Below are 13,036 nucleotides of genomic sequence, written 5' to 3' on the forward strand. Positions count from 1 at the left end.
CGTCGTTGTTCGTCGCCTTCCCCCTCTCTTTTCCTCCCCCAACATCCTTCCATGTGGTGCGGCGAGCACCCCCCCCCCCCCACCCCCCCTCCTCCCCCCCCCCCCCCCCCCCCGGGCCGGGTGGAACTACTCGCCGGGGTGGGCGAGCTGGACGTCGTGGCCGTCGACTCCGGTGCCGGAGATGGTCAGGGCCGTCGCCACCGGCGGGTAGCCCGTCGCGATGACGGTGTACTCGCCGCTGTCCAGGTCGGTGAAGGCGTACGCGCCGTCCGAGCCGGTGGTGGCGGTGCCGACGACGTTGCCGGCCTGGTCGACGAGCGTCACGCGGGCGTCGGCCAGCGGACCGTACGGCGCCTTGACGACACCCTGGAGGCGGGCGCCGGCGTCCAGGTCGACCTCGATCCGGGTGACCCCGGTGGCGCCGACCTCGACCGGCAGTGCGCGCGGCCGGAACCCGCTCGCGTTGACCGCCATGGTCACCATGCCCGGCACCAGGTCGGTGAAGGCGAAGTCGCCCTGCTCGCCGGTGGCGGCCGTGGCCAGCAGGTCACCGCGGACGTCGGTGACGATCACCATGGCGTCCTTGACCGGCAGCGCGCTCCCGGCGGCCCGGACCACACCGGTCAGTCCGCTGGTGCCGCTGAGCAGGATGTCGTACGGCAGCGGCTCCTCGCCCACCATGATGGTGGAGGCCTGCGGCTGGTAGCCGTCGGCGGAGGCGATCAGGACGTACGACCCCGTGCCGGGGGCGTCGACGGCGTAGGAACCGTCGGCCTGGGCGACCGCGCGGCCCAGCTGGCGGCCGGACAGCGAGATCAGGGTGACCGCGGCCTGCGGGACCGGGGCGCTCTCGGCGCCGCGGACGAAGCCGTGCACCGGGGTGCCGCCACCGGTGCCGGGCCCGGCGAGCGTGGCGACGGCGGTCGGCTGCCGGGTGGCCGCGGCGCTGGCGGGCGCCTCCTGGAAGCGGTCCGCCGCGAGGGCGGGCTCGGCCCAGCTGGGCACCTTCTGCGGTGCGGATTCCTGCACGGCGTTCTCCACGGCGTTCTCGGCGGGGGTCGCGACGGGGGCGGCGGCCGGGGCGGCCACGGGGGCCTCGGAGCCGGCGGCCTGGGCGAGCGCGCCCTTGGTCTTCAGCGGGACCTCCTTGATGAACAGCGTGATCAGGAAGGCCACGGCGGCGAGGCAGCCGGCGATGAAGAAGACGTCGGCGATGCCGTGGCCGTAGGCGCTCTCCAGCAGCGTCCGGATGGGCGCCGGGAGCTTGTCCATGTCCGGGATGCTGTCGGTCGAGCCCGAGCTGCCGGCCATCGCGGCCTGGTACTTGGGGCTCAGGGCGGCGACGCCGTCCTGGACGTAGTGGGTGATCCGGCGGGACATCACGGCACCCAGCGCGGAGACGCCGACCGCACCGCCGAGGGAGCGGAAGAAGGTGACCGTGGAGCTGGCCGAGCCGAGGTCGGACGGCGCCACCTGGTTCTGCGTGGCGAGGACCAGGTTCTGCATCATCATGCCGATGCCGAGACCCAGCAGCGCCATGAAGATGGCCATCTTCCAGTAGTCGGTGTCGTACCGGATGCCGCCGAGCAGCACCAGGCCGGCCGTGACCAGCACACCACCGCTGACCAGCCACGCCTTCCAGCGGCCGGTACGGGTGATGAACTGACCCGAGACGGTGGAGGAGACGAACAGGCCGCCGATCATCGGGATCGTCATGACGCCCGACATCGTCGGGGACTTGTCGCGGGCCAGCTGGAAGTACTGGCTGAAGAACACCGTGCCGGTGAACATCGCGATACCGACGAACAGCGAGGCCAGCGACGCCAGCGTGATGGTGCGGTTCCTGAACAGGCGCAGCGGGATGATCGGCTCGCTCGCCCTGGACTCGACCAGCACGAACAGCGCGCCGAGGACGACCGAACCGCCGACCATCGCGTACGTCTGCCAGGACAGCCAGTCGTACTTGTCACCGGCGAAGGTGACCCAGATCAGCAGCAGGGAGACGGCGGCGGCGATGAGGGTCGCGCCGCCCCAGTCGACCTTGACCTCCCGCTTGACCACGGGCAGGTGCAGGGTCTTCTGCAGCACGATCAGCGCGATGATCGCGAAGGGCACGCCGACGTAGAAGCACCAGCGCCAGCCCAGCCAGGAGGTGTCGGTGATGACACCGCCGAGCAGCGGGCCGCCGACGGTGGCGACGGCGAAGGTGGCACCGAGGTAGCCGGAGTAGCGGCCGCGCTCACGCGGGGAGATCATCGCCGCCATGACGATCTGCGCCAGGGCGGACAGACCGCCGACGCCGATGCCCTGGAACACCCGGAAGGTGATCAGCATGCCGGGGTTCTGCGACAGGCCGGCCGCCATCGAGGCGACCACGTAGATGACCAGGGCTATCTGGACGAGAGCCTTCTTGCTGTACAGGTCGGCGAGCTTGCCCCACAGGGGAGTGGCCGCGGTCATCGACAGCAGGGCGGCGGTGACCACCCAGGTGTAGGCGGACTGGCCGCCGCCGAGGTCGCCGATGATGTGCGGCAGGGCGTTGGAGACGATCGTGGACGACAGGATCGCCACGAACATGCCGAGCAGCAGCCCGGACAGGGCCTCCATGATCTGCCGGTGCGTCATCGGGGCGTCGCCGTGGGAGCCTCCCCCGTGCTTGGCGTGAGCCCGCACACCGGCTGGTGTGGTCGTTGCCATGGGCTTCCTTTTCTTACGTGCTTGCGGGTGTACGGGTGGTCTCTTCGACTACGGGAGCGGCCACGGAGGCCAGGTGCCGGAGCGCGGTGGACCGGCAGTCGCCGAAGGACTCGCGCAGGCGGGACATCAGCCGGATCAGCTGCGCCACCTCGTCGTCGGTCCAGTCGGCGAGCCGCTCGGCGAGCAGATGCGTGGTCCGCCGGGACAGCTCCTCGAGCTGCCCCAGTCCCGCGGGCGTCAGGCGCAGGATGCGCGAGCGCTTGTCCGCGGGGTCCGGGTGCCGCTCGATCCAGCCGCGCGCGGCGACGTGCGCGACATGCCGGCTGGTGACCGACATGTCCACGGCGAGCAGCTCGGCGAGCTTGCTCATGCGCATGTCTCCGTGGCGGCCGAGCAGGGTCAGCACGGCGGCCGAGCCGGCCGGGCAGTCGGGCGGCAGGATCCGCCCCATGTCCCGTTTCACGGCTCCGACGGCGCTGAGCTGACGCGCCAGCTCTTCGAACTGCGCCTGCTCGGCCATCACACCTCCCGTATTCGTTGCTTGGGGCAACCATAGCAGCTGTTTGGTTGCTGCAGGCAAACAAATCAGGGATGGCGGGCGCAAAAACTTGGCAAAGGCAAGTATTGCAAACGTAAACGCGCTGGTCGGTGCGGGTGAGGTGCCCCTCTCTGTCCCGGTGGCCCCGCACTTGGGTCGGACACGTGGATTCGCTAGTGTCTCGGGCCATGGCTAACACCCAGGGCCCCCAGGGCAATTACGACCCCGCCGGCAGCACCCAGATGTTCCGCGCGTTCGTCGACGAGGCTCCCCAGGGGCGCCAGGCGCAGGCGGCCGCCGCTCCCTCCGGCCCCCGCATCGGCGTGATCATCGGTGTCATCGTGGCCCTGGCCGTGGTGGCCGGCGTCGCCTGGCTCGCGCTGAAGTAGGACGCCCCCGGGGCACGCCGGCGGCGGTCACCTCCACTCGACGGACACGTCCCGCGTCTCGATGTGCATGCCGAGCGGCACGCGCCAGGCGTCGGTGCACACCGTCCACGTGGGGTCCTTGCGCGCGCCCGGAGCGATCGGGACCGGGAGGTCCACCGTCGAGGTGACCGTCCCCCAGTCGATGCCGAGTGCGCCGATGACGTGCGTCCCGAAGCTCACCGAGCCCGAACGCACGGCTGTCCCACCGGAGTTGCGCAGGGCGACGGTCACCTTCTGGCACCAGCGCCTGTCCGTCGCCTCGGTCACCGGCTCTCCCCAGGAGAGACGGGCCGGCGCGGGTGCCGTGCTGTGGCCGGGAGCCGGGACGGGCGAGGTCGAGGCGCCGGGAGGTTCCGTACGACCGCCCGGGCTGCCCTGGTCGTCACCCGTGCCGCCGGACGGCTTCGGCGTGTCCGGTGACGGTGTGGGCTGCTGCGGGCCGCCGGGGGTGGTCGAGTCGCCGGCGGCCCGTGGTGAACCGGGCGCCGGCGCGGGCGGGTTGCCCCTCGTGCCGCCGCCGTGCGCTCCGCTCTGGCCGGCCAGCGGCACCAGTGACACCGAACCCGTCGGTGTGCTCGCCGCGCTCCGCTTCCCCGGACCGCCCGCCGAGCCGACCGCGACGTATCCGCCGCCCGGGCCGTGGTCCCCCCAGGCGGCCAGTACCCCGCCCAGGACGACGACGGCCGCCGACGCTGCCGTAACGGCGCCCCGGCGGCCACGTGTCCAGGTCGTCCCCGCCGCCCTGCCCGACCCTGTCGCTCGCAGCATCGGGTCAGTCTGGCTGACGGAGTGTCAGAACTGAAGGGTCAGTCCGAGATCAGGCCCTCGCGCAGCTGGGCCAGGGTCCGGGTCAGCAACCGGGAGACGTGCATCTGGGAGATGCCGACCTCCTCGCCGATCTGGGACTGGGTCATGTTGGCGAAGAAGCGCAGCATGATGATCCGGCGCTCCCGGGGCGGGAGCTTGGCCAGCAGGGGCTTCAGGGACTCGCGGTACTCCACGCCTTCCAGGGCCGTGTCCTCGTAGCCGAGCCGGTCGGCGAGCGAGCCCTCGCCGCCGTCGTCCTCGGGGGCCGGGGAGTCCAGCGAGGAGGCGGTGTAGGCGTTGCCGACCGCGAGGCCGTCGACCACGTCCTCCTCGGAGACGCCGAGCACCGCGGCCAGCTCGGTGACCGTCGGGGAGCGGTCCAGCTTCTGGGAGAGCTCGTCGCTGGCCTTGGTGAGGGCCAGGCGCAGCTCCTGCAGGCGGCGCGGGACGCGCACCGACCAGGACGTGTCCCGGAAGAAGCGCTTGATCTCGCCGACCACCGTCGGCATCGCGAACGTCGGGAACTCCACGCCCCGTTCGCAGTCGAAGCGGTCGATCGCCTTGATCAGGCCGATGGTGCCGACCTGGACGATGTCCTCCATGGGCTCGTTGCGGGAGCGGAAGCGCGCGGCCGCGTAGCGGACCAGCGGCAGGTTCAGCTCGATCAGCGTGTCCCGGACGTAGGCCCGCTCGGGGCTGTCCTCGTCGAGTGCGGCGAGCCGCAGGAACAGGGAGCGGGACAGGGTGCGGGTGTCGATGTCCCCCGAGGCCGGCGGGGCCGGAACCTCGGCGGCCGCCTGGGCGGGCGGGGTCGGCGCGGCGTCGAGGGCCGTGACGCCCTCGATGCCGTCGAGGACGTCGAAAGCGTCGAGCTTCTTGGGCGCAGCCTCGCTCATCGCGGGCGTCAGCACCTTCGAGCTGCCCTGGTCTGCGGACATGCCACCCCCTTTGGGTCGCGGGACGGTCGGGGCGGCGTCGTCTTTCGAGCAACGCAGCCTTCACCTGAATACCGGCGCCGAAGGCCCGGCAAACGCGTCTCCGGCAGAATGTCACATGTCGGCAACACGCTGTAGTGACATGTCGACATGCGAGATGCGAATCCGCCCTGGAAAGAAGGGGTCTGACGCTTTTTCGGATCTCAACTGTCGGCATCTGCGCAGGTGAGCGATTCGCTCGCGGTGGTGAGGGATCGAGCGGGTTTGCGATGCAGGGGGTGTTCCCGGGTGTGCTCCCGTGCGCCCCGCCGTGCTTCCCCCCGAGACCTTCTATGCGTCGATGCGATTCGCCGAGCGCAGCCGCTGGAAGCTGCGGGCGAGGAGCCGGGATACGTGCATCTGGGAGACGCCGAGTTCCGCGCTGATCTGTGACTGGGTGAGATTGCTGTAGTAGCGCAGAAGAAGGATTCTCTGTTCGCGTTCGGGGAGTTGGACGAGCAGATGCCGGACCAGGTCGCGGTGTTCCACGCCGTCCAGGGCCGGGTCCTCGTAGCCGATCCGGTCCAGCAGGCCGGGCAGTCCGTCGCCCTCCTGTGCGGCCTCCAGTGAGGTGGCGTGGTACGAGCGTCCCGCCTCGATGCAGCCCAGCACCTCGTCCTCGGTGATCCGCAGCCGCTCGGCGATCTCGGCGGTGGAGGGCGAGCGGCCGTAGAGCGTGGTGAGGTCCTCGGTGGCGCTGTTGACCTGGACCCACAGCTCGTGCAGCCGGCGGGGCACGTGGACCGTGCGGACGTTGTCCCGGAAGTACCGCTTGATCTCGCCGACCACGGTCGGCATCGCGAAGGTCGGGAACTGCACCCCACGGTCCGGGTCGAAGCGGTCGATGGCGTTGATCAGGCCGATCGTGCCGACCTGGATCACGTCCTCCATCGGTTCGTTGCGGGAGCGGAAGCGGGCGGCCGCGTAGCGCACGAGCGGGAGGTTGGCCTCGATCAGCGTCCCCCGTACCCGGTTGTGCTCCGGCGTGCCCGGGGTGAGCTCCTTCAGCTCGGCGAAGAGCACCTGGGTGAGGGCTCGGGTGTCGGCGCCGCGCCGCTTCTCGGGGGCCGCGGGAGCGGGTCCGGGCGCGGGAGCGGCCGCTTCCTCCTGGGGCGGCGCAGTACTGGCCGACACGGTCAACGCCACCTCTTCATCGATCAATCATCCGTCAAAAGTGGTCATAGCATCACAAGAGATGTGCACTGTGTGCAAGCACCGCATAACGCCGTGTTGTGCACAAACAATGACAAGTTGGGGCGTAAAAAGCAGGAAAGCCCCCCGCCGTTCCGGCGGAGGGCTCTTGCCGCGGGGGACTCAGAATTCGTAGTCCGCGATCACCCACGTGGCGAACTCGCGCCACAGTGCGACGCCCGCCTGATGGGCCGGGTGCTCCAGGTAGCGCTTGAGGGCGTCGCTGTCCTCGACGGCCGAATTGATCGCGAAGTCGTGGGCGATCGGCCGGTCGCTGATGTTCCAGCCGCACTCCCAGAAGCGCAGCTCCTCGATCTGGCCGCCGAGCGCCCTGAAGGCGTCGACGCCCGCCACGACCCGCGGATCGTCGCGCTCGACACCCTCGTTGAGCCTGAAGAGGACCAGGTGGCGGATCATGGGGTGTACCTCAGCTCTTTCCTCCGTTGGCGACCCAGGTCATGAAGTCGCCCACGGCCTTGGCCGCGTCCGATATGCCCTCGAAGACTATCTGGACGTAGTGGGCCGCCTTGGGCGGGTCCGTGATGATCACGTACAGCGCGAAGACCACGAGCACGTATATGGCGATCTTCTTGGCGTTCACCGCCACCGCGGCCTCCCCTGTGCTTGCGTCTGTGGGCCCCTGCTGCCGGCGGCGAGTGTAACCTTCGCACCCCTTTGAGAGGACCAACGGCCCTCCGCCCGAGGTCCTTTGCCGGGCCCCGACGGCGCACGCGCCCGGCAGGACGGAGCCGGAGCCCCGCGGGTCCGGCAGGAATCCGCGGGGCGGGGACGGGCCCCGACTGCGGGGTGCGGGCCGCCGAATCCCCCCGGAGGGCGCGCGCACTTGAGGGTCCGCTCCCGTGTGTCCCCTCCTCTGGGACGCACGAAGGGCCCCGTCTTTCGACGGGGCCCTTCTTCGAGCGGTAGCGGAGGGATTTGAACCCTCGGTGACTTGCGCCACACTCGCTTTCGAGGCGAGCTCCTTCGGCCGCTCGGACACGCTACCGAGGGAGACCTTACAGCAAGGTGGGGCGTGGTTTGAAATCGGAATTCGGCGGCCCCGTCACCGGTCCCGGAAAAACTCGGTGAGAAGCCGCGCACACTCCGTCGCGAGAACTCCCTCGACGACCTCGGGACGGTGATTGAGGCGCCGGTCGCGCATCACGTCCCAGAGCGAGCCCGCCGCGCCCGCCTTGTCGTCCCTGGCGCCGTAGACGACCCGGTCGAGGCGGGACTGGACGATCGCGCCCGCGCACATCGTGCACGGCTCCAGGGTGACCACGAGGGTGCAGCCGGTCAGCCGCCACTGGCCGAGCCGGGCGGCGGCCCGCCTGATCGCGAGGACCTCCGCGTGGGCCGTGGGATCTCCGGTGGCCTCGCGCTCGTTGTGCCCGGTGGCGAGCACCGTCGTACCGTCCGGGGACAGTACGACGGCGCCGACGGGGACGTCCCCGCCCCGGACGGCCCGTTCGGCCTCGTCCAGGGCGAGCCGTATGGCGGTCCGCCAGCGGTCGCGCACCGGATCCACGGCGCCCCACGGCTCCTGTGGTGCGGTCAGCGGACGGTCTCCAGCACCTCCGAGGCGCCCAGCGCCTCGGCGATCGAGCTGAGCGCGTCCTCGGCGTCCAGCGAGCGCAGTTCCTTCTCGCTGATGCCCAGGTCGTCGAGGATCCGGCTGTCGCCGACCGGGCTGTGCGGGACCGCGTCGGCGCCGCCCTCCTCGTCGTCCTCGTCGGACTCGGACTCGCCGTCCTCCGTGCCGTCGAGGTCCAGGGAGTCCAGGTCGGGGCCGTCGTCGGCACCCGGCTCCCGGCCGAGCAGCTCGTCGGTGAGCAGCAGCTCGCCGTACGCGCTGCGCTGGGCGGCGGCGGCGTCCGAGACGTAGATGCGAGGGTCGTCCTCGCCGTCCACGCGGACGACGCCGAACCAGGCGTCCTCCTGCTCGATCAGGACGAGCACCGTGTCCTCCTCGGGAGAGGCTTCCCGGGCCAGGTCGGCGAGATCCGACAGGGTCTCCACATCGTCGAGCTCTGTGTCGCTCGCTTCCCACCCGTCTTCGGTGCGCGCGAGCAGTGCGGCGAAGTACACCGTGACTCTCCCACTGGTCATAGGCGTGCCGGTTGGGGGTCCCCCCGGCGGAGGTACTTGGGCGGAGAGAGCTGGGCTCCGAGCCCCACCCACTCGGAATCGTGGCAGAAACAAGGCTTTCAGGGGACGTCTTCGGCTCCCTGTGTCTTGAGCGTTCGTTGCCGCCACCTGCGGATCGTACGCGGCTTTTCCCGGCACTCACGCATGCCCACCTGGCAAACGCCGGTGCACGCGCGGATCTTACTTACCCAGAACTTCCCTACGGTGTCGTGCTCACAGGGGTCACAAGGGGTTCCTCCCTACCAGCGGAACGTCCGCATGCGCATCGCGTGGCGCAGCCGTGCCGCCTTGGCGCGTCGCGGCTGGACCCGGGCGCGCAGCGCGCGTGCCTCGGCGAGGTCGCGCAGGAACTGGGCGCGGCGGCGGCGCCGCTCGGCGTCCGTCTCCGGCGCGGCGGGTCCGGCTATCCCGGGATCGCCGCCCGCGTCACCGGGCGGCTCAGGCAGTTCAGGCACGTCACACCACCCCAGTCCGTCCCTCCCACTTTCCCTCGGACGGCGGGTCCGACGCCAGGGTCGGCGGGGTGCCGGGCGCGGGTACCGTTAGGGGCATGCGTCTCCACGTCGTCGACCACCCCCTGGTCGCCCACAAGCTCACCACGCTGCGCGACCAGCGCACCGACTCCGCGACCTTCCGCCGGCTCGCCGACGAGCTCGTCACCCTGCTCGCCTACGAGGCCACGCGCGACGTGCGCACCGAGGCCGTCGACCTCCAGACGCCGGTCGCCCGCACCACCGGCGTCAAGCTCGCCCGCCCGCGCCCGCTGGTCGTGCCGATCCTGCGCGCCGGCCTCGGCATGCTGGACGGCATGGTCCGGCTGCTGCCGACCGCCGAGGTGGGCTTCCTGGGCATGATCCGCAACGAGGAGACGCTGCAGGCCTCCACCTACGCCTCGCGCATGCCGGAGGACCTCTCGGGCCGCCAGGTGTACGTCCTGGACCCGATGCTGGCCACGGGCGGCACGCTGGTCGCGGCGATCCAGGAGCTGATCAAGCGGGGTGCGGACGACGTGACCGCGGTGGTTCTGCTGGCCGCGCCGGAAGGTGTCGAGGTCGTCGAGCGGGAGCTCGCGGGCACGCCGGTCACGGTCGTCACGGCGGCGGTGGACGACCACCTCAACGAGCACGGGTACATCGTGCCGGGGCTCGGGGACGCGGGGGACCGCCTGTACGGCGCCGCCGAATAGGTTCGCGCCCGCGCGGCGGAGCCGCACACGGGACACAGCCCCGCGCCGCCGTGCGGCTCTTCAGCAGCTCTTCTCGGTGGAGGCCGTCGGCTTCGGGGCGCTCAGCGCCGTCAGTGCCTGGTTCGCCTGTGCCGGCGTGGCCAGGCCCTTGTAGGCGTCGCCGATGACGAGGTCGACGGCGGCGCCCTTCCGGCCGGCGGCGGTGCGCTGTTCGGCGCCGGAGAGCTGGGCGCCGAGCACCGCCAGCGAGGTGTTCCGGGCGTCGGCCGGGCCGAGGAGCATCCCGGTGCCCTTGACCTTCTTGTCGAACTCCGCGGCCGCGTTGCCCACGGTGCCGATCTTGAAGCCGCGCTTCTTCAGCGCGTCCGCGGTGTCCTTGGCCAGCCCGGTGCGCTGGGTGGCGTTGTAGACGTTCACCGTGATGTCGCCGGGCTTGGGCAGGGTCCTGACCTGGGCCGCCGGCGCGGCCTTGGTCCGGCACCGCGCCCTGGAAGCGGTCACCGTGCCCTTCTTGCCGCCGGTGAAGACGTCGATGAGCTGCAGGGTGCCCCAGCCGAGCAGGCCGAGGGCGGCGACGGACGCCACCACGGCGGCCACGAGCCTGCCGCGTCGGCGCGGCGGACGCATCCGAGGGTATTTGTCCCCCGTGATCCGGTACTGGCCGCCCATGCCGGGGGGAGTCAGCATGCTCATGAGCGCAGCGTAGTGCGCGCGAGCGGCGATGCCTATTAGATGATCAGTCGATGCCGCTCAGCGGAACCCGAAAGGGTCAAGGGCCAACGGCCGTGCCGCGCCGGGTCAGTCGAGTTCGAGCACGCGTGCGTGCAGCACCTGGCGCTGCTGGAGGGCGGCGCGGACCGCGCGGTGCAGCCCGTCCTCCAGATAGAGGTCGCCCTGCCACTTCACGACGTGTGCGAAGAGGTCGCCGTAGAACGTCGAGTCCTCCGCGAGCAGGGTCTCCAGGTCGAGCTGCTGCTTGGTGGTCACGAGCTGATCGAGGCGGACCGGGCGCGGCGCGACGTCCGCCCACTGCCGGGTGCTTTCCCGGCCGTGGTCGGGGTACGGCCGGCCGTTTCCGATGCGCTTGAAGATCACACGGAAAGCCTACCGGTCAAGACCTTCCGGGCGCAGCCATGGCGGCGGAGTGCACCGCTTGAAAAGATGCTGCAAAAGGGTCATATGGGCTGATGCCGGGAGGACGGGCCGGAGATGAGCGACAGCGAGACCGTGCCGTCCGCCGCTCTTTGGGGCGCCGCCGGTCTTCCCGCCGAGGCGCGCAAGACCGCCACCGGACAAGCCTTCACGGGCCCCGCCCTCGACCTCGGCGCGCTCCTGGGGGACGGCACCTGCACCTCGGACGAGGGAAAGGCCGAACCGGGCGGCACCGGCGGCCTGTCCAGCGCCACGGCCGGGGGTCCTGCGCTCGCTCACGGCCTTCGAGGCGCAGGGCGTGGCGGACTTCTTCGGCCAGCCGGAGTTCGACACGGCGAATTCCTCCGTACGGCCGAGGACGCCCCTGTTGGGCCCGGTGGACGCGGCGGAACTGGACCGGGCTGTCCACGCTTCCGCACTCCCCGGCCGTTATGCACAGGCTGTGGACCGCGAGTCGGCGTACGCGAAGCTGAGCGCTGCCGCGCCGGAGCGGCAGCCACCGTCCCCGAAGGCTCCGCGGGCCGCGGGGCAGGAGCCGCGCTCGCTGTTCGGCACGGCCCGGCGGAGGCGGTGGCCCGCCCCCGCCGGCACCGGTTCAGCGGCCCTGTTGCTCGGGCGGCCGCTGCGCCTCCTTCTTCTGCTCCGGCCTGGGTGCCGTCGCACGTCTGGCCTCCGCGCGCACCAGGGCGCGCAGGACGGCGTAGGGATCCATGGGCATGACTGTGCTCCTTGCGTCGAGCCGACCGACCTGTCGCGGGGACGCGGGTCTGTCAGCAGCGCAGGACCACCGTGCGCAGCAGGGGCTGGGCGTACGGCACCCGGGGCGGGACCGCACGGGTCCGGGGCGTCGGCCGGGCGGGCGCCGGGTCGGGCAGGGGCGCGGGGCGCTCGGGTACGTCGGCCCGGTGGACGGTGCGGGCGGACGGCCGTACGAGCATGTCGAGGGCGTCGGTGCCGTCGTCCTCGAAGCTCTCGGCCGACACGCCCAGCGCGGGGGCCGCCTGGGCCTGCACGTGGACGCCGGGCATCCACAGGACGAGGAGCAGCACGAGCACCCGCAGCCAGATCCGGCTGCGGGGACGGCTCGCGCTCCTGCTCACAGCGGGTGTGTCCCCGCCGCGGGCGGCACATGCTGCATCTCCGGCGCGAGATCCGCCCGCTCGGCGTAGGAATGCGGCACGGTGTTGACGCCGGTGTCACACCGTCCGCGGGACCGCCTTGGCCCGGCCCCGGATGCCGAACGCGGTGACGATCTCGGTGATCCCCACCACGACCAGCCAGATGCCGCCGACAAGGGTCAGCACGGCGACGGACCGGAACGGCGAGTCGATCAGCACGATCCCGGCGATGAAGGTGATGACCCCGAGGAAGATCTGCCAGCCCCGGGCGGGCATCCGGGAGTCGTGCAGGGCGGCCAGGGTCTGGGTGATGCCGCGGATCAGCCAGCCGATGCCGATCCACAGGGCGAGCAGCAGGATCGACTGCATGGGCCCGCGGAAGCAGAACAGGCCGAGCAGGATCGACAGGGCGCCGCTGATGAAGGCCAGCACGCGCAGCGAGGTCGTCTTGTGCGTGCCGAACGCGGAGGCCAGCTGGAAGATGCCGCTGATCACGAGGTAGACGCCGAAGAGGATGCCGGCGGCGAGCAGGGAGGGGCCGGGCCAGATCAGGACCAGGACGCCGAGGATCAGGGAGGCGATCCCGGTGACCAGCACCGTCTGCCAGGCGGCCTGGGACAGGGCGTGCAGGGGCCCTTCGAACGGTGGCTCGGCCTCGTGGCGCGGTTGCGGACCGCCGGGCGGCTGTGTCGCGTGGGCGTGTTGGTCGTCGTACTCGCGGCCCCACTCCGGGCCGCTGTTGGGTGCCTCGGTCATGGTCCATGCTTGGACCGGCGGGGTGGGGGCCACCATCGGGG

General features: G+C 71.3%; 17 protein-coding genes, 1 tRNA gene and 1 pseudogene. 3 read left to right on the forward strand and 16 right to left on the reverse strand.

Annotation, left to right across the window (positions count from 1 at the left end):
- Positions 1-126: 126 nt before the first annotated feature.
- Positions 127-2,625 carry an MFS transporter gene (locus ACZ7HQ_RS25460; RefSeq protein ID WP_470994414.1) on the reverse strand — a complete coding sequence of 833 codons (2,499 nt, stop codon included), beginning with the start codon at positions 2,623-2,625 and terminating at the stop codon, positions 127-129.
- Positions 2,626-2,710: 85 nt separating this feature from the next.
- Positions 2,711-3,217 (reverse strand): MarR family winged helix-turn-helix transcriptional regulator, encoded by a 507-nt coding sequence (locus ACZ7HQ_RS25465; RefSeq protein ID WP_470994133.1) that lies wholly within the window; start codon positions 3,215-3,217, stop codon positions 2,711-2,713.
- Positions 3,218-3,423: 206 nt separating this feature from the next.
- Between ACZ7HQ_RS25465 and ACZ7HQ_RS25470 the strand changes: the two genes are divergently transcribed.
- Positions 3,424-3,624: a hypothetical protein gene (locus ACZ7HQ_RS25470; RefSeq protein ID WP_470994136.1), complete on the forward strand. Its 201-nt coding sequence runs from the start codon at positions 3,424-3,426 to the stop codon at positions 3,622-3,624.
- A gap of 27 nt (positions 3,625-3,651) precedes the next feature.
- On the opposite strand, the gene ACZ7HQ_RS25475 is transcribed toward ACZ7HQ_RS25470, so the two are convergent.
- From ACZ7HQ_RS25475 to ACZ7HQ_RS25515, 9 genes are all read right to left on the reverse strand, one after another.
- Positions 3,652-4,431, reverse strand: coding sequence for a hypothetical protein (locus ACZ7HQ_RS25475; RefSeq protein ID WP_470994137.1), 780 nt, complete (start codon positions 4,429-4,431; stop codon positions 3,652-3,654).
- Positions 4,432-4,469: 38 nt separating this feature from the next.
- On the reverse strand, positions 4,470-5,408 hold the full coding sequence (locus ACZ7HQ_RS25480) for an RNA polymerase sigma factor SigF (RefSeq protein WP_470994140.1): 939 nt from the start codon (positions 5,406-5,408) through the stop codon (positions 4,470-4,472).
- A 327-nt stretch (positions 5,409-5,735) separates the two neighbouring features.
- Positions 5,736-6,584: an RNA polymerase sigma factor SigF gene (locus ACZ7HQ_RS25485; protein ID WP_470994141.1), complete on the reverse strand. Its 849-nt coding sequence runs from the start codon at positions 6,582-6,584 to the stop codon at positions 5,736-5,738.
- A 174-nt stretch (positions 6,585-6,758) separates the two neighbouring features.
- Positions 6,759-7,052 carry a Dabb family protein gene (locus tag ACZ7HQ_RS25490; RefSeq protein WP_470994144.1) on the reverse strand — a complete coding sequence of 98 codons (294 nt, stop codon included), beginning with the start codon at positions 7,050-7,052 and terminating at the stop codon, positions 6,759-6,761.
- Between the two features lie 10 nt (positions 7,053-7,062).
- A complete protein-coding gene (locus ACZ7HQ_RS25495) occupies positions 7,063-7,242 on the reverse strand; it encodes a hypothetical protein (protein ID WP_470994147.1) in 180 nt (59 codons plus the stop codon).
- Positions 7,243-7,556: 314 nt separating this feature from the next.
- A tRNA-Ser gene (locus ACZ7HQ_RS25500) sits at positions 7,557-7,641 on the reverse strand.
- Positions 7,642-7,698: 57 nt separating this feature from the next.
- Positions 7,699-8,154, reverse strand: coding sequence for a tRNA adenosine(34) deaminase TadA (tadA, locus tag ACZ7HQ_RS25505; RefSeq protein WP_470994417.1), 456 nt, complete (start codon positions 8,152-8,154; stop codon positions 7,699-7,701).
- Positions 8,155-8,189: 35 nt separating this feature from the next.
- Complete coding sequence (locus ACZ7HQ_RS25510) at positions 8,190-8,723, reverse strand: tRNA adenosine deaminase-associated protein (RefSeq protein WP_470994420.1); 534 nt, start codon at positions 8,721-8,723, stop codon at positions 8,190-8,192.
- A gap of 299 nt (positions 8,724-9,022) precedes the next feature.
- Positions 9,023-9,229 (reverse strand): hypothetical protein, encoded by a 207-nt coding sequence (locus ACZ7HQ_RS25515; protein WP_470994423.1) that lies wholly within the window; start codon positions 9,227-9,229, stop codon positions 9,023-9,025.
- A gap of 104 nt (positions 9,230-9,333) precedes the next feature.
- Here ACZ7HQ_RS25515 and upp point away from each other — a divergent pair, with 104 nt between their 5' ends.
- The gene (upp, locus tag ACZ7HQ_RS25520) at positions 9,334-9,969 is read left to right on the forward strand and encodes a uracil phosphoribosyltransferase (protein ID WP_470994149.1); all 636 of its coding nucleotides are present in this window, start codon (positions 9,334-9,336) and stop codon (positions 9,967-9,969) included.
- Between the two features lie 60 nt (positions 9,970-10,029).
- Here the strand turns inward: upp and ACZ7HQ_RS25525 are convergent, their stop codons facing one another.
- Entirely contained in the window at positions 10,030-10,662 is a 633-nt protein-coding gene (locus ACZ7HQ_RS25525) for a LytR C-terminal domain-containing protein (RefSeq protein ID WP_470994151.1), read from the reverse strand.
- Between the two features lie 105 nt (positions 10,663-10,767).
- A complete protein-coding gene (locus ACZ7HQ_RS25530; protein WP_004943146.1) occupies positions 10,768-11,064 on the reverse strand; it encodes a type II toxin-antitoxin system VapB family antitoxin in 297 nt (98 codons plus the stop codon).
- Positions 11,065-11,319: 255 nt separating this feature from the next.
- Between ACZ7HQ_RS25530 and ACZ7HQ_RS25535 the strand changes: the two are divergent.
- Positions 11,320-11,481, forward strand: a pseudogene (locus ACZ7HQ_RS25535) (helicase HerA-like domain-containing protein); the annotation flags it as partial.
- A 235-nt stretch (positions 11,482-11,716) separates the two neighbouring features.
- Here the strand turns inward: ACZ7HQ_RS25535 and ACZ7HQ_RS25540 are convergent.
- From ACZ7HQ_RS25540 to ACZ7HQ_RS25550, 3 genes are all read right to left on the reverse strand, one after another.
- A complete protein-coding gene (locus ACZ7HQ_RS25540; RefSeq protein ID WP_470994426.1) occupies positions 11,717-11,839 on the reverse strand; it encodes a hypothetical protein in 123 nt (40 codons plus the stop codon).
- Between the two features lie 52 nt (positions 11,840-11,891).
- Positions 11,892-12,221: a hypothetical protein gene (locus tag ACZ7HQ_RS25545; protein ID WP_470994154.1), complete on the reverse strand. Its 330-nt coding sequence runs from the start codon at positions 12,219-12,221 to the stop codon at positions 11,892-11,894.
- Positions 12,222-12,317: 96 nt separating this feature from the next.
- The gene (locus ACZ7HQ_RS25550; RefSeq protein ID WP_470994155.1) at positions 12,318-12,995 is read right to left on the reverse strand and encodes an HdeD family acid-resistance protein; all 678 of its coding nucleotides are present in this window, start codon (positions 12,993-12,995) and stop codon (positions 12,318-12,320) included.
- Between the last annotated feature and the right edge of the window lie 41 nt (positions 12,996-13,036).

Source organism: Streptomyces sp. NPDC037290 (assembly GCF_055603245.1).

Coding starts and splice junctions, on each gene's coding strand:
- ACZ7HQ_RS25465 (WP_470994133.1), bottom strand. CDS start 3,217: ATGGCCGAGCAGGCGCAGTTCGAAGAGCTGGCGCGTCAGCTCAGCGCC.
- ACZ7HQ_RS25475 (WP_470994137.1), bottom strand. CDS start 4,431: ATGCTGCGAGCGACAGGGTCGGGCAGGGCGGCGGGGACGACCTGGACA.
- upp (WP_470994149.1), top strand. CDS start 9,334: ATGCGTCTCCACGTCGTCGACCACCCCCTGGTCGCCCACAAGCTCACC.
- ACZ7HQ_RS25460 (WP_470994414.1), bottom strand. CDS start 2,625: ATGACGCACCGGCAGATCATGGAGGCCCTGTCCGGGCTGCTGCTCGGC.
- ACZ7HQ_RS25550 (WP_470994155.1), bottom strand. CDS start 12,995: ATGACCGAGGCACCCAACAGCGGCCCGGAGTGGGGCCGCGAGTACGAC.
- ACZ7HQ_RS25525 (WP_470994151.1), bottom strand. CDS start 10,662: ATGAGCATGCTGACTCCCCCCGGCATGGGCGGCCAGTACCGGATCACG.
- ACZ7HQ_RS25540 (WP_470994426.1), bottom strand. CDS start 11,839: ATGCCCATGGATCCCTACGCCGTCCTGCGCGCCCTGGTGCGCGCGGAG.
- ACZ7HQ_RS25490 (WP_470994144.1), bottom strand. CDS start 7,052: ATGATCCGCCACCTGGTCCTCTTCAGGCTCAACGAGGGTGTCGAGCGC.
- ACZ7HQ_RS25470 (WP_470994136.1), top strand. CDS start 3,424: ATGGCTAACACCCAGGGCCCCCAGGGCAATTACGACCCCGCCGGCAGC.
- ACZ7HQ_RS25480 (WP_470994140.1), bottom strand. CDS start 5,408: ATGTCCGCAGACCAGGGCAGCTCGAAGGTGCTGACGCCCGCGATGAGC.